At 41.8% G+C, this 21431-nt stretch carries 20 protein-coding genes and 2 pseudogenes; 16 read left to right on the forward strand and 6 right to left on the reverse strand.

Going from position 1 to position 21431, the window contains the following annotated elements; all coding sequences use genetic code 11:
* Nucleotides 1-68 precede the first annotated feature (68 nt).
* The gene (locus CDC33_RS10155; protein WP_109012522.1) at nucleotides 69-221 is read right to left on the reverse strand and encodes a ribbon-helix-helix domain-containing protein; all 153 of its coding nucleotides are present in this window, start codon (nucleotides 219-221) and stop codon (nucleotides 69-71) included.
* A 1030-nt stretch (nucleotides 222-1251) separates the two neighbouring features.
* Here CDC33_RS10155 and CDC33_RS10160 point away from each other — a divergent pair.
* From CDC33_RS10160 to CDC33_RS10170, 3 genes are all read left to right on the forward strand, one after another.
* Nucleotides 1252-1542 (forward strand): hypothetical protein, encoded by a 291-nt coding sequence (locus tag CDC33_RS10160; protein WP_109008381.1) that lies wholly within the window; start codon nucleotides 1252-1254, stop codon nucleotides 1540-1542.
* Between the two features lie 427 nt (nucleotides 1543-1969).
* The gene (locus tag CDC33_RS10165; protein WP_109008382.1) at nucleotides 1970-2770 is read left to right on the forward strand and encodes an RMD1 family protein; all 801 of its coding nucleotides are present in this window, start codon (nucleotides 1970-1972) and stop codon (nucleotides 2768-2770) included.
* 181 nt (nucleotides 2771-2951) lie between these two features.
* Nucleotides 2952-3290: a hypothetical protein gene (locus tag CDC33_RS10170; protein ID WP_109008383.1), complete on the forward strand. Its 339-nt coding sequence runs from the start codon at nucleotides 2952-2954 to the stop codon at nucleotides 3288-3290.
* A gap of 166 nt (nucleotides 3291-3456) precedes the next feature.
* Here CDC33_RS10170 and CDC33_RS10175 read toward each other — a convergent pair.
* The 3 genes and pseudogenes from CDC33_RS10175 to thrS form a co-directional block, all read right to left on the reverse strand.
* A pseudogene (locus tag CDC33_RS10175) lies at nucleotides 3457-3624 on the reverse strand (DUF4351 domain-containing protein); the annotation flags it as partial.
* A 284-nt stretch (nucleotides 3625-3908) separates the two neighbouring features.
* The gene (locus CDC33_RS10180; RefSeq protein WP_244919194.1) at nucleotides 3909-4364 is read right to left on the reverse strand and encodes a hypothetical protein; all 456 of its coding nucleotides are present in this window, start codon (nucleotides 4362-4364) and stop codon (nucleotides 3909-3911) included.
* Between the two features lie 484 nt (nucleotides 4365-4848).
* Nucleotides 4849-6699, reverse strand: coding sequence for a threonine--tRNA ligase (gene thrS, locus CDC33_RS10185; RefSeq protein ID WP_109012524.1), 1851 nt, complete (start codon nucleotides 6697-6699; stop codon nucleotides 4849-4851).
* Nucleotides 6700-7102: 403 nt separating this feature from the next.
* Between thrS and CDC33_RS10190 the strand changes: the two genes are divergently transcribed.
* Together CDC33_RS10190 and CDC33_RS10195 are read left to right on the forward strand one after the other, a co-directional pair.
* Nucleotides 7103-7420: a DUF2605 domain-containing protein gene (locus tag CDC33_RS10190; RefSeq protein ID WP_109008385.1), complete on the forward strand. Its 318-nt coding sequence runs from the start codon at nucleotides 7103-7105 to the stop codon at nucleotides 7418-7420.
* A 312-nt stretch (nucleotides 7421-7732) separates the two neighbouring features.
* On the forward strand, nucleotides 7733-8062 hold the full coding sequence (locus CDC33_RS10195) for a DUF2973 domain-containing protein (protein WP_109008386.1): 330 nt from the start codon (nucleotides 7733-7735) through the stop codon (nucleotides 8060-8062).
* Nucleotides 8063-8138: 76 nt separating this feature from the next.
* Here CDC33_RS10195 and CDC33_RS37745 read toward each other — a convergent pair whose 3' ends face one another.
* Nucleotides 8139-8321, reverse strand: coding sequence for a hypothetical protein (locus CDC33_RS37745; RefSeq protein WP_146195797.1), 183 nt, complete (start codon nucleotides 8319-8321; stop codon nucleotides 8139-8141).
* 12 nt (nucleotides 8322-8333) lie between these two features.
* Between CDC33_RS37745 and CDC33_RS10200 the strand changes: the two are divergent.
* A pseudogene (locus CDC33_RS10200) lies at nucleotides 8334-8804 on the forward strand (hypothetical protein); the annotation flags it as partial.
* 125 nt (nucleotides 8805-8929) lie between these two features.
* Here the strand turns inward: CDC33_RS10200 and CDC33_RS10205 are convergent.
* Nucleotides 8930-11218, reverse strand: coding sequence for an amylo-alpha-1,6-glucosidase (locus CDC33_RS10205; protein ID WP_109012525.1), 2289 nt, complete (start codon nucleotides 11216-11218; stop codon nucleotides 8930-8932).
* Between the two features lie 792 nt (nucleotides 11219-12010).
* On the opposite strand from CDC33_RS10205, the gene CDC33_RS10210 reads away from it, so the two are divergent.
* The 10 genes from CDC33_RS10210 to CDC33_RS10255 all read left to right on the forward strand — a co-directional run bounded on the left by CDC33_RS10210 (nucleotide 12011) and on the right by CDC33_RS10255 (nucleotide 21369).
* Nucleotides 12011-14020, forward strand: coding sequence for a DICT sensory domain-containing protein (locus CDC33_RS10210; RefSeq protein WP_109008387.1), 2010 nt, complete (start codon nucleotides 12011-12013; stop codon nucleotides 14018-14020).
* 9 nt (nucleotides 14021-14029) lie between these two features.
* Nucleotides 14030-14158 carry a histidine kinase gene (locus CDC33_RS10215; protein WP_109008388.1) on the forward strand — a complete coding sequence of 43 codons (129 nt, stop codon included), beginning with the start codon at nucleotides 14030-14032 and terminating at the stop codon, nucleotides 14156-14158.
* A gap of 83 nt (nucleotides 14159-14241) precedes the next feature.
* Nucleotides 14242-14667, forward strand: a complete 426-nt coding sequence (locus tag CDC33_RS10220) for a photosystem I reaction center subunit II PsaD (protein WP_109008389.1) — start codon at nucleotides 14242-14244, stop codon at nucleotides 14665-14667.
* A 94-nt stretch (nucleotides 14668-14761) separates the two neighbouring features.
* Complete coding sequence (trpE, locus tag CDC33_RS10225) at nucleotides 14762-16291, forward strand: anthranilate synthase component I (RefSeq protein ID WP_109008390.1); 1530 nt, start codon at nucleotides 14762-14764, stop codon at nucleotides 16289-16291.
* Between the two features lie 44 nt (nucleotides 16292-16335).
* Nucleotides 16336-16953, forward strand: a complete 618-nt coding sequence (locus CDC33_RS10230) for a MiaE family protein (RefSeq protein WP_109012526.1) — start codon at nucleotides 16336-16338, stop codon at nucleotides 16951-16953.
* Nucleotides 16954-16971: 18 nt separating this feature from the next.
* Nucleotides 16972-17376 carry a VOC family protein gene (locus CDC33_RS10235; RefSeq protein ID WP_109008391.1) on the forward strand — a complete coding sequence of 135 codons (405 nt, stop codon included), beginning with the start codon at nucleotides 16972-16974 and terminating at the stop codon, nucleotides 17374-17376.
* A gap of 678 nt (nucleotides 17377-18054) precedes the next feature.
* The gene (locus tag CDC33_RS10240) at nucleotides 18055-19389 is read left to right on the forward strand and encodes an alkaline phosphatase PhoX (RefSeq protein ID WP_109008392.1); all 1335 of its coding nucleotides are present in this window, start codon (nucleotides 18055-18057) and stop codon (nucleotides 19387-19389) included.
* A 231-nt stretch (nucleotides 19390-19620) separates the two neighbouring features.
* On the forward strand, nucleotides 19621-20112 hold the full coding sequence (locus CDC33_RS10245; RefSeq protein WP_109008393.1) for a GNAT family N-acetyltransferase: 492 nt from the start codon (nucleotides 19621-19623) through the stop codon (nucleotides 20110-20112).
* A 36-nt stretch (nucleotides 20113-20148) separates the two neighbouring features.
* Entirely contained in the window at nucleotides 20149-20826 is a 678-nt protein-coding gene (locus CDC33_RS10250; RefSeq protein WP_109008394.1) for a ComF family protein, read from the forward strand.
* Between the two features lie 87 nt (nucleotides 20827-20913).
* A complete protein-coding gene (locus CDC33_RS10255; RefSeq protein WP_109008395.1) occupies nucleotides 20914-21369 on the forward strand; it encodes a PPC domain-containing protein in 456 nt (151 codons plus the stop codon).
* Nucleotides 21370-21431 lie beyond the last annotated feature (62 nt).

A 21431-nucleotide genomic window follows, 5' to 3' on the forward strand; every position in this document is an offset into this window, starting at 1 on the left:
ATTGAAACTTTTATTCCTTCTCTTGGTTCAGTTTTTATTCAGTGTGTTTTCCTTTTCTTTTAGGTTTTTTACTCTTCATCTTTAGTCGGAAGAGAGCGAATTAATTCCCGAATTACATCGGTTGCTGGTCTGCCAGTGCTTGAGCAATATTTTTCTAATTTCTCAGCCTCACCTGATGTGAGATTGATTGTAAGTCGTTTAACAGCCCATTTCTTATTCATAATATTAGACAAGTTCGATTCAACTACTTCTCTAATATCAATCACTTAATCTGTTATTACATGGGTATTATTTAGGAATTTTAATTCAAGAAATGATGAAGCAAACTAATATGTTTTTCCAAAAAATAGTCAAGATGTAAAGTCTATTTTGGAATATAAAGTTTAACTCCCTTAAAAGTAGTAAATATAAAGTCAGTATAAAGAAAGTATAAAAAGTCTAAATTAGACTAAGTAATTGGCTCAAATATCTGCTAGTTCATATCAGAAGCCCAACTACAGTACTACATTGGAGATATTAAGGCAATTGAGGAAGCGATGCCTACGGCGGGCTGCGCCTACGCTATTAAACTAGACAACTACATTTTGTCTCATTTACTCACCCTTTTGGCTTTGAGTAAAGAACAGTAGCATTGTCATAACGGGCTATTTGCTGTGGCGTAACGCTCTTTTAACAAACTTTCTAGTAATGACGGACGTAAACATAGATATACTAATGGCCCAAATAAGGGAAAAAGAGCAACTACCCAAAAAACACGTATATCCTTGATTCCTCGGCGTGCCATATCATCATCAAATAATTTTCTGTAATAAAATCACTAATAAATTTTTATGATTATTCATTTCTTAACCTTTTTAATTTAGCTGTTTAAATAAGCTACTTTCATGCCTCTTGAGAGAGAATCATTTTATACTGATCTTCTACTTCAGATATACAGCAATTTTCTTTTAGATAAAGTATAAAACTCCGGATTTTGAGACAGTTCTTGCTGGAGGCAGAAGATAAAAGCTATTACAATCGCTGCAAAATGCAAAAAACTCCTGACAGGACAGATATTTTGGCAGATATAGTGTGAGTATGCCTCTTAACATAGTCATATAGGAATATGCTTTACCGCTCTCATCTCAGCAATTAGATAGTTTAAAATACGGTTTTTAATGATTTAATATCATTAGTGGATTTGCAATTAAATGCAAATCTATTCTCACAAGAGTACCTAGTCCTTTTTGCAAGTCTAACTAGCAATTAAAAATGACGCAAAATACATTGGTTGATAAAACCTTCCGCGACAACGAAGGTAACATTGTTGTGGCTCAGGCGCCAAATCTACCGCTTATTATTTGGATAGTAACTAGTTTACTAACTCTAGTTTTTCCAAGCGGCAAAATCAATACATTATTAGACCTAGTAGCTTATGGCTCTTTGTTTACTTGGGCGTGGCTGGAATTATTTCAAGGTGTTAATTATTTTCGGAGAGCGCTAGGTTTTGTTGTACTTGTTGGCCTTATCGGTTTCAAACTTCAGTATTTTAGTATTAATTAAGACTAAGTGATTAAGCAAAATTATTTAGATATTTTTGACGAGAACTCCCATGCTTGATTCGCATTGAGTGGAAACGGCAAATAACATGGAAACGCAGCTAAAGTCTGTCGATTTTTCTGGTGTGTAGGTTTGCTAGGTAGCTACCCTGAAAGCTCCTAGCCAGCAGAATCAATTTTATCTCAAATAAGCTTGACGTAGAGATGTAAACAAGATACTCCTATGTCAACATGATTTAGAATTCATAATTTAAAGAGCGTCTGAGATGCTGAATTCTCCACGCTCTTTAACGAAGGTAGTGCTAGATAGATTTATTGGTAAGCTGAGATAGTAGCGATTTCCAATAACAGGCATGAATTGCGTAGGCGTAGCCCGTCGTAGACATCGCTACTTGAGCAGTTCAGCAAGCAGAATCTAGCATAGGGCGACAATGCAAAAACTTCTTTTTAATGACAGAGATAGATTTAGAGCGCAGGCCCTATTCCTTGGTAAAAAGATTAACTTACAGAACTTGGAGAATTACATTTGCTTGGCGACTATGCCAGTAATAGTTTCAGTTGGTGAACACGGCTGTGCAGTACTGCTGAACTATGGTGCAGTTGTCCTGTTTAACCTTGAGCCAGTGGAAAAGGTAGCCTTCTTGACCAAATTATCCTCTCAAGTTAGCGGCTCTTTTGCCAACCCAGAAACAGAAGAGGTGGAAATTCATCTCAACGTAGCACAGAGTGAGCGAGTTAAAGAAGGAAAAATTTCGCTGCATGAATTTAGCGTAGAACGCTTGCAGATAGTGGCTGATATTCTCGCCAAGAGTGTTGTGCTGTCTCACTATGAAACTAGCCTAGCGGGTGTATTTGATCAAATTGAACCCTTTGCAGCTAGTCTCCAGCGTGAAAACAGGAGTAGACGCCAGAGCCGGGAATTACTGCGTCAACTTGGGACTACTTTATTAGTTCAACATAAGATTGTTGGTCAAGTAGAGATTATCGATAAGCCGGAGTTACTCTGGGAAGCTCCACAGCTAGAAAACTTATATCTGCGCTTGGAGGACGAATACGAAATCCGTGAACGTCACCATGCTCTAGAACGCAAACTAGATTTAATTTCCCAAACTGCACAAACTGTGCTGGAGTTCATGCAGCATAGCAGCAGCCAGCGAGTAGAGTGGTATGTGGTGATTCTGATTGTAGTAGAGATTCTTTTGTCACTATACGACATCATTTTCAAAGGCTAACGCTAAATTTGGAGAGCGTAAACCTATTGGAGTAATTGAAAACTGCTATATTCTATCAGACGATTTATAATCATCTGGGCTAGGTGCAAAATGTTAAGTAAAAACATTCTTCCCTACGAACGTGATAGAAAATACTTGTATGATTTATGATTTTTGACTCATAGTGTAAGGATTACAGATAATGCACGTTCTCAAAAAACCCATCAAACCAGCCACTTATATATCGTTCCTCCACATTTACCAAACTACTTGGGGGACTGCTGGTGATATTTGTTTAATCCGTGAATCTGTAGCTAATGAAAGTACAGCAAAGTTTATCGGTCACAAAATCCAACTAGCAATTCCAAGAGGGTTGGAGCGCGATCGCATCGCTAATTGTCCAATAATCAAAGTTGCAGGTAATGTCGGTGACGGACATCCTAAAGAGCATCCGTTGGAATGGGAGGCTTATGAAGGTGTAAATCCAGAAATAGCTCTAGCGGCTCTCAAACCTTGGGGCTTCAAGTTAATTGAGCTTTAATGCGGCAATCTGACAAGCTCAACTCGCTTTCGTTCTTCTAAAACTATTTTTTTCCCTAGCGCCATCAGACACTGGCTCAAATGGAAAAATTCATCTAATAGACATAGGAGTGAAATTAATTATGCGTTTCCCGAAATCTTTGATAGGCATAATTCATAAATTGTGCCTACGTGATTTTCACTCCTACGTCTAATGTACTAAACCAGGTTTCTAAATCCGCTTGAGCCTGAAAATCCAACAATGCTTCACCGAGATTTTCTAATTGTTCTAAGGAGAGAGTTTCAATACGGTCTAGCAGCTCTTGGGGTAATTCTCCCACCCGTCGAGTCAATAGTTAATCTCAAGGGTCAGTAGTGGTTTTTCAAGTTTTGGCTATTATTTGCGTAAGTCCTGTTGTTGATTTAATAAAAATCTCACTTTTCACGTCATGTAGAAAAGTTAATGCTAAACCTAAACTCTGAGCAAGCGTCCTTACTAAGGAATATAAGCGAGGTTTTCTATATGACATGAAAAGTCAGATATTGGAATGAATGGAAAGAGAGATTGTGCCTGTCCTACCGCCAAGTAGAATCAATGCTCAGTTCACTTGAAACTAAGCTTAATAGGTAGGCAAAGAGATTAACCACGACCCCAGTCGCGATCGCGCTCATAGCGATAGTTATTATCACGAATGTTGCGAAGGTTATTATCGCGCTCATAGCGGTAGTTATTGTTGCGCTCATAGCGGTGATTATGATCACGCTCATAGCGATAGTTATGATCACGTTCATAGCGACGATTATTTTCGCGCTCATAGCGATAGTTACGATCGCGCTCATAGCGACGGTTATAATCGCGCTCATAGCGATCATTATTGTCACGAATGTTGCGAAGGTCGTTCTGGCGGTCATAATCACCATTTCTGTGGTGACGACTATGACGTTCGTAGTTCCGATCATCGTTGCGTTGATAGCCGTAGCTATCTAACTCAGCAAGATAAGACGCTGGTGTATTAGCATCAGCTTTTGGAGAAATAGCCAAAGCTGATGCAGATGCTATCAAACCAGCCAGCAAAATAGAGGTAAAGCGGTTCATAATTTTAGTCAAAAATTATTGACATTAATTTATGCAAGTCTAGTCTGTTTAGGAAGAGCAGATTCCACAAGTCTTTAAATCTATGCTATCAGTCTTGAATAAATCAAAAAGTTTTTTTCGGTGCGCTGATTGAGAAAAGTTTTGTTGTCTGTGATACTTTTTAACCTTTTAACGAACTTTGGGGGTTTAAGTCCCCAGCAAGATAGGCAGCACGTTTTGTGTCGGGGTCTAAATCCCCGTCACAAAACGTAATTGCGAATTGCGAATTGGTTTAAATGCCATGAAAAGTTAAGATTAAAATGAGTTTTTGATATTAAATACGTTGCGTAAGCGTACCCTTCGGGAAGCAAGCTACACCTAGCGTCTCGTAGAGAAGCTCGTCGTAGACATCGCACCTTTGCCAAAACCTAACAGCTAGCTAATAATCTGATCTACTAGAAAAAACGCACACCAATTATAATTAGTGTGCGTCTGCGGTTAGATTTTAGAAATTCTCGAACTTAGCGATCGCATCCTTCATTTTATCTACCACCTCATCGACAGGGATAACTCCCAATTCCCCAGAGGCGCGAGTACGGATACTCAAAGTGTTGGTTTCCACTTCTTTAGCTCCCACCACAGCCATCACGGGTATTTTTTCTTTCTCTGCATTGCGAATTTGTTTACCTAAGCGATCGCCACTAGTATCAACTTCTGCACGGATGCCTAACGCTTTCATTTTCGCTACTACATCTTTAGCAAAGTCTAACTGTGTATCACCCACTGGGAGTAATCTAGCTTGCACTGGCGCTAACCACAAAGGGAAATCGCCCGCATATTCTTCAATTAAGATCCCAATTAGTCGTTCTAGAGAACCAAAAGGCGCACGGTGAATCATCACTGGACGTTTGCGAACACCATCTTCGGCAACGTACTCCAAATCAAAGCGTTCTGGCAAGTTGTAATCTACCTGCACAGTTCCTAATTGCCACTCCCGTTCTAGAGCATCACTAAAGATAAAATCGAGTTTGGGGCCATAAAATGCCGCTTCTCCAATACCTTCAAAGTGATCCATCCCCAAGGTTTCAACTGCACGGCGAATTGCACCTTCGGCTTTGTCCCAAACTTCATCGGAACCGATGTACTTATCACTAGCTGGATCTCGGAAGCTGAGTCTAGCTTTAAAGTTCTTCAGTTGCAGCTTATTGAACACCGACAAAATCAAATCCACCACACTAAGGAATTCACTATCTAGCTGTTCTGGGGTGACGAACAGGTGAGAGTCATCCACAGTAAAACCGCGCACCCGTGTTAAACCACCCAATTCCCCTGATTGTTCGTAGCGGTAAACAGTACCAAATTCCGCCAAGCGCATCGGTAGTTCTCGATAAGAGCGTAACTCACTCTTATATATTTGGATATGGAAGGGGCAGTTCATCGGCTTCATAACGAAGCCCTGTTCCTGTGCAGCAGCTTCTTGATCGTCTGCCATTAAGGGGAACATATCTTCTTTATATTTCTGCCAATGTCCAGAGGTTTTAAATAAGTCTACTCTGGCAATGTGAGGCGTTACTACAGATAAATAACCCCGTTTTAACTGTTCTTGCTTGAGAAAGTCTTCTAAAGTACTCCTTAACAAAGTGCCTTTGGGTGTCCATAAAGGTAAACCTGGCCCTACTAAATCAGAAAATACAAATAATCCCAGTTCCTTACCCAGCTTCCGGTGATCTCGCCGCAGTGCTTCTTCTTTCCGTCGCTTATATTCAGCGAGTTGTTCTGGACTTTCCCAAGCGGTAGCGTAGATGCGTTGTAATTGGGCTTTAGTTTCATCCCCACGCCAATAAGCACCAGCAACGCTTTCTAGTTCAATCGCCTTGGGGTTTAATTCACTAGTATTTTCCAGATGAGGCCCCGCACACAAATCCCACCATTCATTCCCCAGGTGGTAAATTGTGATTGGTTCCTTTTTGATATCTGCCAGGATTTCTAGCTTGTAAGGTTCGTTAATTTCCTGAATCCGGCGTTCGGCTTCTTCGCGGCTGACTTCTTCTCGAATAACTGCCAACTTGCGATTAATAATCTTCGCCATCTCTTTTTTGATGGCTTTAAGATCATTTTCGCTAAATGGTTCTGGATTGTCGAAGTCGTAGTAAAAACCGTTTTCAATCCAAGGGCCGATTGTAACTTGCGCCTTGGGAAACAGCTTTTGTACTGCCATTGCCATAACATGGGAAGCAGTGTGGCGAATCTTCTTTAAGTTCTCCGATTCGCTGGTACGCGGTAAATAAATTTTTTCAACTTGTTCTGACTGTTCGGACTGATTTGATGAATTTGGCGACATTGGCTGCTGAACCATTGGCGAAGTGATTACAAAAGGTGATTTATCTGAATCTGTAGGCTTATTCAACTATAACGACTTTGATTTTTGCTTTTTTCACCTTTATCTTCTAACTACTGGCTTAATTTGTGATAGGGGATAAAGATAAATTTTTCATTGGTTCGCTGAGTATTAAATTCAGGATTTGACGCGTAGGCGTAGCCCGTCGTAGACATCGCTAAATTTCCAACTAGGTGTCAGCTATACCTCTAGACGCCTCTCCAAAGACACTGTACAAACCCTATATCAAGACTATATAATAAAATCTGTGTTATTTGTTACAATTTTTTACATCCGCAAATTATGAGAAAATTAAAAAAAATATTAAGAAACGTAAATAACGTTAATATTAGTAAGAAAGTTTGAAATATTCTTCTCATTTATGTCAGACTCAAATTTACCAGGGACTGATTTGCTAAAAACGGTTTTAGAACCCCTGCTGGAAGATTTTCAGCATTGGTTTACGCGATCGCGTCATTTACTGGAAACCGAGCAACTATCATTTATGAGTCACCAAGAGCAATCTGACTTGCTTTTGCGGGTTAAGCAAGCGCAGGATGAACTAAATACGGCGAAGATGCTGTTTACAGCTACTGATAAACAAGTTGGAATTGATATGGCAACATTAATGCCTTGGCATCAATTAGTAACAGAATGCTGGAATGTTGCAATGCGCTTTCGCCAAACGCGTGAAGCCTAAGCAACAGATGAAAGCATCTGCTATAGCGATATATAACGACAACCCTCTTTGCATCTACACCAGACGGTAAACTAACCGTCAAAGAAATAGTAAATATCTCTTAACACTTTCTTAACTTTTTTTGGATTAACAAAGTAATGTATCCTATGCTACCGTAAGTGGAATAACGGTTGACAAATAGCTCCATATAAATGTAATCGCATAAAAAGTGCGTCAAATACTCGTCTTAACTGTGATCTACAGGGTCGGCGAAACAAAGCGTTACAAAATGAAAATAAAGTTTTAAAAATTGTTGTCCTGGAGGAAAATCTAATGTTACACCTGCTTTACATTCTTGCTTTTACAATCCTTGCATTTATAGCTGTTGGCAACTTAATTCGTAACCTGATTATGTTCAGTTTTGATCGGGAGCGAACTTACCCGACGAATTCCTCGCCAATGAATAATCAAGGCAACTATGGTTATTATTCATCAAAAAAACAGTTTGTACCGCATCCAGAGTTATTAGATAGCACTGGCAAATTAATTAAAGAGCCACTTTTGGTAATGCGTTCGATTAACGTTGAAGATGCGCGTCAACATCTCGATGCACTTTACGAAGCATCCCCAGGACATAAAAGAGATAATTCTGAGGAAGCATAACGTAGAGACGCGATTAATCGCGTTTGTACAAGAATTTGGGTGTAAATTATTGTTGTTTTTACATCCTTAACCTTTTTTAGCAGAAATTTTTTACCATCCTTGAACTTGAAGCGATCGCGTCGTAGGCTGGTAAGTTAACATTATGTTGTTCACTTGGTACAGGTTGAGCCTGAAAAGGCATGGTGTGAGTGATGAAATAATTCGTGAAGCACTCAGCGAAGTGACTGAGCGACGCAGCAACAGTTAGTAACAGTAGCATTCCTCTTCTTCTAATCAATATTTAGGTAATTTAGCTCAAGCGGTAGAAAAACATCCTGGTTGGAGATTTGAATTAGTAATGACCAACCCGGAGGATACAACGTATTCTCTCAAAGCAGAGGCTTCTCTTCAAAAGCATGAAATAGAATCACAGTTGCAAGTAGCAAAGCAACTTACAACGCAACATCCAGAATTAGCTCTTTTATATTCCTGGTCTTCAGTAGAAGCAACTTTGAGACTTATTGCCCAAAAGGAAGAGCTAAGTTTACAAAGATTTGATCCACTCTATTTGGTGAAGCAATTAGCAATTGAAGGTGTAATTTCAAAATCTGAGTATCAGTTACTAATGAATGCACTCCCATTACGTAATTCTATTGCTCATGGCTTCAAAACTACACAAATTACGCAAAATTCTGTATATGAATTGATCGAGCTTACAGAGCAGCTTTTAAGAAGTCTACACACTGGCGATGAAGCAGACTAATACTGCGTTGATTGGAGTAGATAGTAGGGCATGGGTGCTGAATTTCATGTCATATTACCAAGCATAAAATAGGGAATAGGGAATTTCCTACTCCCTAGTACAGACACGATTAATCGCGTCTCTTCCTAAGCTTCAATAACTACCCGCAAATTACCGCGTTTTTTCGCAACGCGACAAGCCGTCGTAGTCCCAGAACGCTCGAATTCTAAATCGAGGATGGTGGGGCCGACTCGCAAATTATGAAATGACAGACGATTAATCGATTCTGGCAAAGCGGGGTCGATTATTCGCAAGCAGTTATTTTGAGCATCAGGCACTAAGTTAACCATCATTTGCAGTAGTTGGAAAACACTGCCAGTAGCCCAAGCTTGGGGAGTGCAGGCAACTGGATACTGTACAGGGGCATTATCACCGTTCCGTTCGTAGCCGCAGAAGAGTTCTGGAGGACGTTGATAAGGCTGCTGACTCGTCATGTCGAATAAACCTTGGAAAATTTCTAGGGCTTGATCGATAAGACCGAGCGATCGCAATCCCATTGCAATCAAAGCGTTATCATGGGGCCAAACAGAACCAGTGTGATAACCCATTGGATTGTAAGCGGGTGACAAACTACTCAGAGTCCGAATGCCCCAACCATTAAACATATCTGGCGCTCGCAACCGTTCTGCGACACTATAGGCTCTTTCGTGATTGAAGAGGCCCAATTGCAGACAATGACCAGGATTTGAGGTAATACTGTCTACTGGCTTGCCATCTCCATCCAAAGCCAAAGCACAGAAATCTAAATCTTCTACCCAAAAATCTCGATTAAAACGAACTTTAAGATTTCTGGCCTCTTCTTGCCAACGATCTGCCAAATCAAGCCGCTTTTTCATCCTAGCGATTTCTGCTAGACGCATTTTTGCAGCATAGACATAAGCTTGCACTTCACACAAGGCAATTGGGCCGTTGGCTAATTCTCCCTTGTGATTTACGATACAGTCATCAGAATCTTTCCAACCTTGGTTAGGAAGACCACGTTTGGATTTACGGAAGTAACTCAGGTAACTGGTTTCTTTCGTATTGCGATCAATCCAGTCCATTGCTGCTAGAGCATTTGGCCAAAGTTGCTCTAGAAGTTCGTGATCGTGAGTCCAAGCATAATGTTCGGCATACAGCATCAGCCACAGGGGAGTCGCATCAACTGTACCGTAATAGGGTGTATGGGGAATTTCTTGACAACGAGCCATTTCTCCCAAACGTAACTCGTGTAAAATCTTTCCCGGTTCTTCTTCGCGCCATTCGTCCTCGATTTTACCTTGGTATGCCGCAAGCAATATCAAGGTTTCTTTGGCAATTTCCGAGTTTAACATCAGGGCTTGAGAAGCTGTAATCAAAGAATCCCGCCCAAATAGTGTCGAAAACCACGGCACTCCAGCCGAAACTGTCTTATGCTTACCAAAAGACTGACGCAACAAATACATATCTTGCTCGGCTCGTTCAATCACTCGATTGAAAATGCTTTTATCTGAGCTAATGCGTGTTATTTGCTGTAGCCAGTGTTGCTCCTCCATCAACTCAGCAGCTTTTGCCTGTCCTAAAGTGAAGGCGGCGCTCACGGTTGAACTAGACTGGTTGTTTTTCAACATGCTCACTCGGTAGCCCAACTTTTGAGTTTCGTGAGAAGCCAACTCTAGCTGCCAAACCGCAGTGTAACCCTTGAAATAGTCTGGTTGGCGATGCTGGAATAAAATACGGGATTCCATTACTGAGCCATCCAAACCTTGATAGGCAAGTGTTAAGGATTCTTCCCTAAAAGTTGGTGGCTCTTTGGGTATAGGCGAAACACCATCGGCTAGAGAAATTCCTTCTTCAGCCGTCGGTTCTACTAGACGTAAAAGCCTACCTCGTTTTTCTCTGTCATAGCCCCGGACTTCAAATAAATCAACAAAATCCGCATCAAAGCTGATGGTTAGTTCAAAATTGACAGTAGTTGTGCTGTAGTTAGATACTTCTATTTCTTCAAATAGTGCGCCATTGAGAACCATTTCCCGGCGAATTCCCACAGTTTCAGCTCTCAGGCGTTCGTCGATTCTGGGGTTGGTACACAAAGCTGAGAGTGAAAACCCTTTCTCGGCAGTACTACTGAGAAGTACAGGCGATCGCCCTTCAATTTGCAACTCCAAACGATTGAGAAATCTCGTATCACAGCAAAACAATCCCATGCTGGGATTGCCATCATTAAGGGAACAGCCAGAAATGTTCCCAACAGTATCCGTCACAAAAAATAAATCATCATCTTTAACCGTCAGTGTCGGTTGTGGTCTTTCACTCACAACACAAGGCCACTCCGGGATAGGTAATTGTTCAGCAGGAATAAAAGTTTTTCCATCCAGGAAAATTTTTTCCGGGGTGATTAGCGTATCCGGTGTCATTAGCCAAAGTTCCGTGTACAGGTCTATATTTTTGTGGTCTTCTGAGTAAAGATTGCTGACCCTCACAACTTTCAAAAAAAAGACGCTTTCTAAAACTTGCTTGAGCCATTGAAGCCAAAATAACACTTAACTACTGCTGACAACATAGTAGCGCTCAAACCCGTATAAGCAGATATTTATAAATTTATTTATAACTCTAAATTGACACTCTCCGCACTTATAGGGCGGAAATTATTTGTTTTCTCCTAATTATACGATTTTGTTTTAAAAATCCATAGTATTTGATTAGACTAATTTATGATAATTCATTAATTGATTAAAATTAATCAATAATTATTGATTAAATTATGTGAATGTAGCAGTAATGATTTTTAGATAAGAAAATTTATTTAGTAGGCATAAATCAACGTAGGCAAAGTAGGCGATGTCTACAACGGGCTACTTTCCCTATATGTGGACTATCAATAAAGAATCAGTGGTTATCGATGAATAAAATATTTCAAAATATACAACAATTAGTAGCTTGGTACTTAGTACGGAAATATTTTGGTTGTGCAAGCATATTGCAAACTTGGTTGAGAATGTATATTGGGCGTAGTAGGTTGCCAATCAACAAATCAAGCTGTATGCACTCTTAATTGGTAACAAAGTGTTACGCCTGCTTTGGCAGAAAGTGCTTAAGCGCGTTCTTTACATATTGCAACTCTCTATTTAACTTGAGAGTCCCTTGGAATTTGTACAATGCAGCTGTGACTTGTGATCTTGTCGAGGTTGAGCGTTTAACAATAATTCATGAGCATTTCTACTTCTGTGCTGAGTGATTTGCTAAAGTCCCTAGCATACTTGCGGCCCCAGCTATATTTTAAGGCTTCACTAACGGCGCTCTCCCATGCGATGGAAGATCAAGTTTTGGCTGCGACTTTAGCACAACCCCTTGTAATTGCTAGTTTCCAGCGAGAGCGATTCTACCGCCAAGAAGCTCATCGCTATCAGCGACTTGCCTTGCGGAGTAACCAAATATACGTATTAGCTGCTCCGGAAACGGATTTTGTCAACAGTTCAGAATACTACGAAAAGATTGCTTTTGAGCCAACGGATGGCTTAAGCCATGAGTGGCATTTGGTAGTGATTGCTGACAATTATGCAACTTGTCTAGTTTGCCGGGAAAGCCTTGGTTCTATTGCCAAAAACAAGCAACTACCAGAACTAAGCCCTAATCTGGATATAGACGCAGCGCGAAGATTTGAGGGAGTTTGGACATCGGAAAGGGGAGTTAGCCTCAAAGCAGCTGAATTGCTGTTAGACAGGATTTTGGTTTACAGACCAGAACTGGCAAGTAAAATTGAGGAGGCGCGTCAGAGGTTTGGTATAGGAGAGCCGAGAAGCCTTTTTGGAGAAGAACAGATCAATGAATACGCTTGTGACATTGATACAGATCCCTTTGTGCAGCGTTTAGTAACTTACTTGCAAGCTAGTCAGTACAAATTGCACAAAGCCTACCGTTCCATTGCTGCCCAAGCACGAAAAGAACGATTAGTCAACTCGATTAGCACAGCCATTAGGCGATCGCTCGATCCTCACGAAGTTCTCCAGGTGGCGGCACAAGAATTAGGACAACATCTAGAAGCTTGTCGCTGTCTAATTTACCGCGCTCAAGCCACAGATAGCCAAGCCATAATTGAACACGAGTTTTTGAATCCCGGCATTTTATCGCTTCGTGGGCAAACCTGGGAGTTAGAGAAAAATTCTCTATTTCAGGACATAGTGCAACAAGGTGAAGGTGTTTGTATTAGCGATACACTAAATGACCCTCGTGTGAACAATTCGCCAGCCCTCTCCTTGATCGCCAAAAAGTTTGCCATTCGTTCTTGGCTAATGGAACCAGTATTCTATCAAGGGCGATTATTGGGCATTGTGGAGTTACACTATTGCCGAATGCCACCGCACGAATGCCAACCTGGGGAATTAGATTTGGTAGAAGCGATCGCCACCCAAGTGGGAGCAGCTCTCATCCAAGCGGAAGCTTACGCCAACCTAGAAGAACTTAACCAGCAGCTAGAAGCTCTAGACCGCACCCGTAGTAATCTCATAGCCATCACCGGGCATGAACTGCGTACCCCCTTATCCACTATTCAAGTGTGCCTGGAAAGCCTTGCTAGTGAGCCTGATATGCCTTTGGAGTTACAGCAAATCATGCTTAACACTGCTCTTTCCGACTCAGAACGGATGCGAAAACTGGTACAAGATTTTCTCACACTTTCCAACTTGGAAAGCGGCCGAGTGGAATGGCATCCAGAATCCCTCACCTTACAAGAGTGTATAGATTTATCACTCAGCCGCAATCGCACGCGTTCTTCAACGGAAAAGCCGCCGAAAATCAAGACTGAAATTGCCGAAAACCTACCTTTGGTTAGAGCTGACGGTGATTGGCTAGTAGAGGTACTGGCAAAACTCATAGATAATGCCTGTAAATTTACGCCACCCCAAGGAGAAATCACCATTAAAGCGATTTACAACAGCCATCAAAAGGTTGAGGTAACTGTAGCAGACACTGGACGCGGCATTGAACCAAATCGTTTAGAAGTAGTTTTTGACCGCTTCTATCAAGAAGAGGGAGCGCTGCGTCGCACCACTGGCGGTACTGGACTTGGTTTAGCTATTTGCCGTCAAATTGTTAATGGCTGGGGTGGGGAAATTTGGGCAGAGTCAACAGGCAAAGACCAGGGTAGTCAGTTTCACTTCACTATACCAATTGTTCAGAGTAGTAAAGAGGAAAAGCGGACAAAAGTCAAGAGTAAATAGGGATGGGGCATGGGGCATGGGGCATGGGATGAGGGAGATGAGGGAGATAAGGGAGATGAGGGAGATGAGGGGAAAATAGTTAAGATAAATGCCCAATGCCCAATGCCCAATGCCCAATGCCCAATGCCCAATAACTAAAAACTGTTACAGTCTATGACGCGATCGCAATATGATCCTGGTTGCGGTGTTAGGATTCCCTAAAAACGTTGAGAGAATCACTTATGGCAGAAACACTCTCTGGACAAACCCCGCTATACGGTGGCAGCACCGGTGGCTTGCTAAACAAAGCAGACCTAGAAGAAAAGTACGCTATTACTTGGACTAGCCCGAAAGAGCAAGTTTTTGAATTGCCTACAGGTGGTGCTGCTGTTATGCGGCAAGGTGAAAACCTGCTGTATATAGCTCGTAAAGAATATGGAATCTTTTTGGGCGGTCAGCAACTCCGGAAACTCAAAATTACAGATTACAAAATTTACCGGATTTTACCCAACGGAGAAACCACTTTACTTCACCCAGCTGATGGTGTATTCCCTGAAAAGGTTAACCCAGGTCGTGACAAAGTGCGTTATGTAGACCGTCGTATCGGACAAAACCCCAGCCCCTCTAAAGTTAAGTTTAGCGGTGTTACTACCTACGACGCTCCGTAACTAGCTATTAGTAGCTAATGGGTAATTAGTAATGGGTAATTGGTAATTAAAAACCCATTACCCATTACCAATTACCAATTACTTTTGAAAAATAATGATGTTTCCGGATTTTTCCCAGTTTTCCACCCTAGCGCAACAAGGCAACTTTGTCCCGGTATATCAAGAATGGGTAGCAGACTTAGATACGCCCGTATCTGCTTGGTATAAAGTATGTGCAGGTCAACCCTATAGCTTTTTGTTGGAATCCATCGAAGGTGGGGAAAAACTGGGACGCTATAGCTTAGTGGGTTGCGATCCTTTGTGGGTTTTGGAAGCAAGGGGCGATCGCACAACGCAGAAAAACCGCGATGGTTCACAGGTCGTTTTTCCAGGTGACCCCTTTACAGCTTTAGCTGAATGTTTAGCACCTTTTCACCCAGTCAAGTTACCACAGCTACCGCCAGGAATTGGCGGTTTATTTGGGTTTTGGGGTTATGAATTAATTCGCTGGATTGAGCCGCGTGTGCCAATTCACCCACCAGATGAGCGAAATATCCCTGATGGGTTGTGGATGCAGGTAGACCACCTACTGATTTTTGACCAAGTGAAGCGGAAAATTTGGGCGATCGCTTATGCTGATTTACGTGAAGAGAAAGTAGATTTCAAAGCAGCATATCAACAAGCGTGCGATCGCGTTACCCAAATGCTCGAAAAGCTATCTCTCCCCCTATCGCCAGAAAAAACTCGATTGGAATGGAAACCGCCAGGGAGCAGGAAAGCAGAGGAGCAAGGGAGCAAAGCAGCAGAGGAGTACAATAGTAATTTCACCCGCCCAGATTTTTGTGCTAGCGTCCAAAAGGCCAAAGACTACATCAAAGCAGGCGATATCTTCCAAGTAGTAATTTCCCAGCGACTATCAACAGCATACACAGGCGACCCCTTTGCCCTTTATCGCTCCCTACGTCAGATAAATCCTTCGCCTTACATGGCTTACTTTAACTTCCAGAATTGGCAAATCATTGGTTCGAGTCCTGAAGTGATGGTGAAAGCCGAAACCGATTCAGATGGTGGAGTCATAGCAACAGTACGCCCAATTGCTGGGACACGTCCACGGGGTAAAACTACCCAGGAAGATGCAGCCTTTGCGAAGGATTTACTTGAAGATCCCAAGGAAGTCGCCGAACATGTGATGCTTGTAGACTTAGGGCGGAATGATTTGGGGCGTGTTTGTGAAAATGGTAGCGTCAAAGTCGATGAATTAATGGTAGTTGAGCGCTATTCCCATGTGATGCACATAGTCAGCAATGTTGTAGGTAAATTAGCCCTTGGTAAAACAGCATGGGATTTATTGAAAGCTTGCTTCCCCGCAGGTACGGTAAGCGGCGCACCCAAGATTCGGGCGATGGAGATTATTCACGAATTAGAGTCTAGCCGTCGGGGTGTTTATTCCGGTGTGTATGGATATTACGATTTTGAAGGGCAATTAAATACTGCGATCGCAATTCGCACAATGGTAGTGCATGATAATACGGTAAGCGTGCAAGCCGGTGCAGGTTTGGTAGCTGATTCTGAGCCAGAAAAAGAATACGAAGAGACGCTAAATAAAGCTAGAGGTCTATTAGAGGCGATTCGTTGTTTGTCTTAAGGAAAAATCCAAAATCCAAAATCCAAAATCCAAAATTGATTGATGTGCTTACTCAGTTACCAACTATCAACGCCCTGAAACAACCCACTAGCTCTGCTTGGGTTAAACAAGCGATGCCTGCGGCGGGCTACGCCTACGCTAATTTAGATATCATCTTACTCGACCACTCGCACTGTGAACGCAAAGCAGCAGGCGTAGCCTTGAACATGATGTTTCGCTACCCTTCTAATACTAAAATGGTTCGGGAACTAACTGCGATCGCCCGTGAAGAACTAGAACACTTTGAGCTAGTTAACCAATGGTTAGAACGCCGGAATATTCCCTTAGCTCCCTTACCACCGCCTCCCTACGGCGCGGGTTTAAAAGCTGTTGTCCGCCCTAAAGAACCTGAGCGATTTCTAGATTCCTTACTAGTCACTGGTTTAATAGAAGCTCGCTCTCACGAACGCCTGGGACTATTAGCTGCTCACTGTCCAGAACCAGAGTTAGCAAAATTTTATCGTGGGCTAATGGCATCCGAAGCGCGTCACTACGGTATATATTGGGTATTAGCTGCTACTTACTTCGACAAAGAAATTGTTATGAAACGGCTTGATGAATTAGCAATTATCGAAAGTCAGTTGCTGGCGACTTTGCACCCAGAACCTAGAATTCACAGTTAGTAGACTAAGGTAACAGATATGAAGCTTCAGCTAACACACCTGAGACTGCTTGTCTCCAACTACAAAGATTCTTTTCTGTTCTACCGGGATCTGCTGAAATTTGATGTCGATTGGGGCGATGAAGATAGCGGATATGCTGAGTTTAATACCGGATATCTCAAGCTAGGTTTGTTCAAACAAGAATTAATGGCTCAAGTAGTTCCAAGAGTCGAACAGCCTTCTTATATTGCCAATCGAGATAAAATTGTCTTGATTTTCGCAGTCGATAACGTGGATGAGGTCTATGAGCAAGTCAAAAATCAGAATGCGATCGTTGTAACTCAACCACAAGATCGCCCCAGTTGGGGAATCCGCACAGCTCATTTTCGCGATCCTGATGGCAATCTCATCGAAATCTACAACAATCTAGGAATTGTCAGTTAACTCAACCTGAGTGATTTCCAAGAACTAAATTATCCGGGCTTTTCACCCGCTCCTAACAAAAGGCGGGTTTTCAGAATAATCCTACAAATTTTGGGCAATTTTAAGCGTGCCTTCCAGTTGCCTTGGTCATGAAAGCTAAAATAATGGACAATTACGGTTATAACCAGGCTCGCTTCCATTATTCAGGTTCACTATCTATGTAGATGCTGAATTTTTTTTCAGGATTCTACTCAGAAAAACAAATACCCACAGTCTAGAAATTGCACCAGATTCAGGAATAGCTATTGCTGTTATTAACAATAGTCTTTTTTGGTCTTTTGAGTAAATTGTATTATTTAGATTTCAACTAATCCAGATATCCTCTGGTTATTTTTTGTTTTGAATAATATAGCAAATTTAATATAATTTATAAAAAGCTTTATTTTATTTTTGCCTTTGAAAGGGTGCAATTAAAAGAACAAAGTCTGCGATCGCAGGATTGGTTTATATAGCCCCAGGCTTTAGGTATTGGGTTTAAATAAGCCTTGTGAGTATGAATTTGGCTTATTTTGAGCAAATTATATATAAAAAATTCATCTTTTATTAACTAACCCTAAATTAAATAAAGCATTACCCAAACTTAATCAAAATAAAATATTTTTTCTTCAAGCATTATTTGTAAGTAACCAAACCATCCTCATGACATTTTCAAGACGTAAATTCTTTGCAATAGCAGGTACAACTGCTGTAGGCACTTTGATAGTGTCTCCTTTAGAAGGTCTTCTTGCCAGAAAAGCCTTTGGTAAAAAACTTGGTAGAGGATATGGGGAACTTTTTCCAGGTGCTGATGGAATTTTAGAAGTACCAAGAGGATTTCAGTATCGAGTTATATCTCGTACAGGCACTCCCATGAGCGATGGCAACCTAGAGCCTAGTAATCATGATGGAATGGCAGCCTTTCCTGGCCCCCAAAACACAACAATCCTGATTCGCAATCACGAACTTAGTAATAGTAGTGGCACTCGTGTACCAGGAGTAGAAGTGCCGAATCCCTACGATCCCATTTGCAGAGGTGGCACTACAACCCTGGTTGTTGGGCCCAATCGCCAGCTTATTAAAGAGTTTGCCTCTCTTGGTGGAACGATTCGTAACTGTGCGGGTGGTCGAACTCCTTGGGGTTCATGGATTAGCTGTGAAGAAGATACAACTAGACCAAGTGCAAGTAATGGAGTCATAAAGTTACATGGTTATAACTTTGAGGTTCCAGCTAGCGATACCCCTCCTGTAGATCCAGTGCCTCTAGTTGCTATGGGACGCTTTAATCATGAAGCTGTAGCTGTAGATCCCGAAACTGGATATGTTTATCAAACTGAAGATAGAGGAGATAGCCTCTTTTACCGTTTTATCCCGACAGTTCCTGGTCAGTTAAAAGAAGGAGGCACTCTTCAAGCTCTGAGGATCATAGGTAGACCAGGAGTTAACACTAAGACCGGTTTCGTTGTAGGACAGAAGTTACCTGTAGATTGGGTGAACATTCCTGACCCCAACCCAACAACTACAGATAATGTCAGATTGCAAGGTCGCAACTTAGGTGCAGCCCAGTTTAGCCGTGGGGAAGGCATCTATTATGACGACAACAAGGATAAGAAAGACAACAATGGCAAAGGAGAATTTTACTTCACTGCTACAGATGGTGGCCCTGTGGGTGGTGGTCAGGTCTGGCGCTACATTCCAGGTGAAGAGACAATTGAATTATTTGTCGAGTCTGAATCTAAAGATGAACTCGACATGCCCGATAACATAGTGGTAGCACCTTTTGGCGATCTGATCCTCTGTGAGGACGGAAACGATGACAATTTCTTGATAGGTGTTACTCCCAGTGGTGAAATCTACAAATTTGCGCGTAATGCCCTTGAAACTGGTGAGTTTGCTGGAGCCTGCTTCTCCCCTGATGGTCGTACTTTGTTTGTCAACATCCAAACCCCTGGTATTACTTTAGCTATCTGGGGCCCTTGGAACAGTAATAGAGGTTAATTATCAAGTCGTAACATCAATGTCAGCCTAGGCGTAGTTCGCCGCAGGCATCGTTATTATATCGTTGGCAAGAAGACAAAGGGAGGGGAAGACAATTCCTCTCCCTTTGTCTGTTTATTGACACCTTGAGAGTACCGCTTGAAATGGACTCTGCAAGAATTGCTATTTGCTGAGTAAATTGGGATATAGAACCAGAAAAATTTTCTGAGTAAACTTGACCAGCAAATGGTAATGAAAAACTATTATCAAGATTTTTTAATTCGTGATTGGGTGCAAAGCGATCGCACAAGAGCCGCCCAAGTCATCAGTTATGTATTATCAGAATACGGTCTGGGTTGGGAACCAAAGGGCGCTGACCGAGATGTGCTGCAAGTAGAGGAATATTATTTAGCTACTGGGGGAGAATTTTGGGTAATTGAACACCAAAGCCAGCTAGTGGGTACTGGGGCATACTACCCCATACACCGAGGCAAAAAAGCTGTAGAAATCCGCAAAATGTATCTTTTGCCCAGCATTAGGGGTTTAGGATTAGGGAAATATTTGTTACAACAGCTAGAAGGAGCGATCGCAGAGCGTGGTTTTGAGCAAATTTGGATTGAAACCGCCAGCGTTTTGGTGGAAGCAGTCAAACTGTATGAAAGCAACGGCTACACTCCAGCAACGGGTGTAGAAACAACAAGGTGCGATCGCGTGTATCTTAAGTCATTAGTCAAACACAAATGACTAATGACAAATGACTAATGACAAAGGACAACCCTAATGCACACTTGGATTAAAAATCTTACAGGCTTACTCAATCTTTTTCTCCAATCCCATTGTCCTCTGTGCCAACGTGCAACCTCGCAAGAATTCTGTCAAAATTGCACCAGACAACTGCAAAAATGTCAACGTCAAGACCCGATTTCTCTGTGGCAAGAGCCAATACCAGTATTTGGCTGGGGGGAGTATGGTGGCCCGGTGAAAAGAGCGATCGCAGCGATGAAATACGAAAATCAACCCCAAATAGCTCGTCCTTTAGGTCACTGGTTAGGAGAAGCATGGTTGTTAAATTCACCAAGGCAAGATAGCAAACCTGTAGTAGTTCCTATCCCACTCCACCCTAGCAAGCAAAAGCAACGTAAATACAATCAAGCCGCACTCATAGCCCAAAGCTTCTGCGAAATAACTGGCTTAAAATTGAAACTAAACGGTTTAGCAAGAGTGCGAGAAACTGAAGCGCAATTTGGTTTATCGGTATCTAAACGAGAAAAAAACTTGGTTAACGCTTTTGCTGTTGGCCAAGAATTTCACCATCGTCCCCCAAATGTCCCAGTGCTGTTAGTGGACGATATTTATACTACTGGTGCTACTGCTAGGTCTGCTGTAGAAACACTTCGTCAGTATGGAATTGTAGTCTTAGGATTAGTAGCAGTAGCCACTGCCGTCAAAGATGGATAAATTAAGAATTAATGGGCACGCTCTAGCAGATTAAGTACATAAATTGACCGAATTACCTTATTTTTTAGAAAAAATTGCTTGAAATGTATGAATAAAGTTTTTGCGGCAGGTTTAAAGCAACTCATCATCATTCCTGCCACATTGCTGGCAATAGGTATAAGTACAAGTGCAGCTTTTGCTCAAAGTAAGTTGTATAGTCCAATTCCTTTATCTAACAGTACTGAATTTTCCGATAACCTCTCAAACAAAGACATTCCCACAGGTCAAGGTGGGTTTGCCCGTGATTACACTGTGAAGTTACAAAAGGGCGATAATTTAGCAGTTGACCTGTCATCCGAAAACTTTGATAGCATCATCACCCTGCTAGCACCTGATGGATCGACTTTGGCAGAAAATGATGATGGCCCTGATGGTAGTAGCAATTCCCTATTATTTACTCGCATCGTAGAGACAGGAAATTATGTAATTCGTGTCCGGTCTTTTGGGGAAACTGGGATTGGGGCTTTTAAACTCAAGGTGACAAAGCTGCAACCGATTAAATGAAATAGTCATTGGTCATTGGGCATTGGTCATTGGGCATGGGGCATGGGGCATTGGTTATTAAT

The sequence above is a fragment of the Nostoc commune NIES-4072 genome (assembly GCF_003113895.1).
GTDB classification, from domain to species: domain Bacteria; phylum Cyanobacteriota; class Cyanobacteriia; order Cyanobacteriales; family Nostocaceae; genus Nostoc; species Nostoc commune.

Coding starts and splice junctions, on each gene's coding strand:
- CDC33_RS10245 (WP_109008393.1), top strand. CDS start 19,621: ATGAAAAACTATTATCAAGATTTTTTAATTCGTGATTGGGTGCAAAGC.
- CDC33_RS10195 (WP_109008386.1), top strand. CDS start 7,733: ATGTTACACCTGCTTTACATTCTTGCTTTTACAATCCTTGCATTTATA.
- CDC33_RS10205 (WP_109012525.1), bottom strand. CDS start 11,218: ATGACACCGGATACGCTAATCACCCCGGAAAAAATTTTCCTGGATGGA.
- CDC33_RS10255 (WP_109008395.1), top strand. CDS start 20,914: ATGAATAAAGTTTTTGCGGCAGGTTTAAAGCAACTCATCATCATTCCT.
- trpE (WP_109008390.1), top strand. CDS start 14,762: ATGATGTTTCCGGATTTTTCCCAGTTTTCCACCCTAGCGCAACAAGGC.
- CDC33_RS10190 (WP_109008385.1), top strand. CDS start 7,103: ATGTCAGACTCAAATTTACCAGGGACTGATTTGCTAAAAACGGTTTTA.
- CDC33_RS10155 (WP_109012522.1), bottom strand. CDS start 221: ATGAATAAGAAATGGGCTGTTAAACGACTTACAATCAATCTCACATCA.
- CDC33_RS37745 (WP_146195797.1), bottom strand. CDS start 8,321: ATGCTACTGTTACTAACTGTTGCTGCGTCGCTCAGTCACTTCGCTGAG.
- CDC33_RS10160 (WP_109008381.1), top strand. CDS start 1,252: ATGACGCAAAATACATTGGTTGATAAAACCTTCCGCGACAACGAAGGT.
- CDC33_RS10220 (WP_109008389.1), top strand. CDS start 14,242: ATGGCAGAAACACTCTCTGGACAAACCCCGCTATACGGTGGCAGCACC.
- CDC33_RS10250 (WP_109008394.1), top strand. CDS start 20,149: ATGCACACTTGGATTAAAAATCTTACAGGCTTACTCAATCTTTTTCTC.
- thrS (WP_109012524.1), bottom strand. CDS start 6,699: ATGGTTCAGCAGCCAATGTCGCCAAATTCATCAAATCAGTCCGAACAG.
- CDC33_RS10180 (WP_244919194.1), bottom strand. CDS start 4,364: ATGAACCGCTTTACCTCTATTTTGCTGGCTGGTTTGATAGCATCTGCA.
- CDC33_RS10165 (WP_109008382.1), top strand. CDS start 1,970: ATGCAAAAACTTCTTTTTAATGACAGAGATAGATTTAGAGCGCAGGCC.
- CDC33_RS10170 (WP_109008383.1), top strand. CDS start 2,952: ATGCACGTTCTCAAAAAACCCATCAAACCAGCCACTTATATATCGTTC.
- CDC33_RS10215 (WP_109008388.1), top strand. CDS start 14,030: ATGGGGCATGGGGCATGGGATGAGGGAGATGAGGGAGATAAGGGAGAT.
- CDC33_RS10210 (WP_109008387.1), top strand. CDS start 12,011: ATGAGCATTTCTACTTCTGTGCTGAGTGATTTGCTAAAGTCCCTAGCA.
- CDC33_RS10240 (WP_109008392.1), top strand. CDS start 18,055: ATGACATTTTCAAGACGTAAATTCTTTGCAATAGCAGGTACAACTGCT.
- CDC33_RS10235 (WP_109008391.1), top strand. CDS start 16,972: ATGAAGCTTCAGCTAACACACCTGAGACTGCTTGTCTCCAACTACAAA.